This is a genomic window from Duncaniella muricolitica (assembly GCF_910574735.1).
Classification (GTDB): domain Bacteria; phylum Bacteroidota; class Bacteroidia; order Bacteroidales; family Muribaculaceae; genus Duncaniella; species Duncaniella muricolitica.
Genome location: NZ_CAJTCF010000163.1, coordinates 1 through 995 on the forward strand (window position 1 = coordinate 1; position 995 = coordinate 995).

At 43.1% G+C, this 995-nt stretch carries 1 protein-coding gene and 1 tRNA gene; both read left to right on the forward strand.

Annotated features, from left to right (window positions below; translation table 11 throughout):
* The coding region (locus QGT73_RS17305) for a transposase (protein ID WP_280123256.1) at positions 1–285 on the forward strand (285 nt) is incomplete at its 5' end.
* Between the two features lie 407 nt (positions 286–692).
* Positions 693–773, forward strand: a tRNA-Leu gene (locus QGT73_RS17310).
* Positions 774–995 lie beyond the last annotated feature (222 nt).

Below are 995 nucleotides of genomic sequence, written 5' to 3' on the forward strand. Positions count from 1 at the left end.
ATGGAGCTGCGCAAGATTTTCAACGCTAAAATCTCACCGACAAAAGCCATGGGGCGGATGAACAGGTGGTATGAAAAGGTAATGGCTCTTGGTAACAACAACTTCCGCTCGGTAATCAAAACATTCAAGAACCACGCTCCAACTATCCTGAACTACCTCCGCCGTCGTGCGACCAATGCCTCCGCCGAGGCATTCAACTCTAAAGTCAAAATATTTCGCTCACAAATGCGCGGGGTTCGGGACCGAGACTTCTTCATATTCCGACTGGTCAAACTCTACGCCTAAAAATTTAACACTTCTAACTGCCAAATTTAACATATGCACCGCCATTTCGGCTTGACCCATATTTCTTTTTAATATATTAAACCGAAAATGTTGCATATCAGGCAAATAATGCATATTTTCGCGTAGCGAAAATCGAGGCGGAAGAGCCATCTCAGCCGCTCCGCCTCTTTTAAAAATTTAAATCTTATGATAAAGAAACACCGAAGGCGGTGCTTCGGCATCGCTGTGTGCAAAGGTAGACATTTTCGCTATAAAATACCACTATTTTCGTAAACTTCCACCAATTTTAAATGAAAGCCTAAATGAAAGGGTTGAGAGTAGGGCCGTGTGGGTGTAGACCTAAAAATTAAAAAATATTTGCATAATCAAAAATAAAGTCTTATCTTTGCACTCGTAAAATAAAACAAGCCCAGGTGGCGGAATGGTAGACGCGCTCGTTTCAGGTGCGAGTGCTGCGAGGCGTGCAGGTTCGAGTCCTGTTCTGGGCACCCCAAAATCCCGTAACTCATTGATAATCAAGAGTTGCGGGATTTTTCATTCAATTTCTGTCAGCAAATTGTCAGCGAAGGTCTGAAAAATCGGAATTTTTACCCTCTTGAATCGGACGGGTCAAGCCGAAATGGCGGTGCATATGTTAAATTTGGCAGTTAGAAGTGTTAAATTTTTAGGCGTAGAGTTTGACCAGTCGGAATATGAAGAAGTCTCGGTCC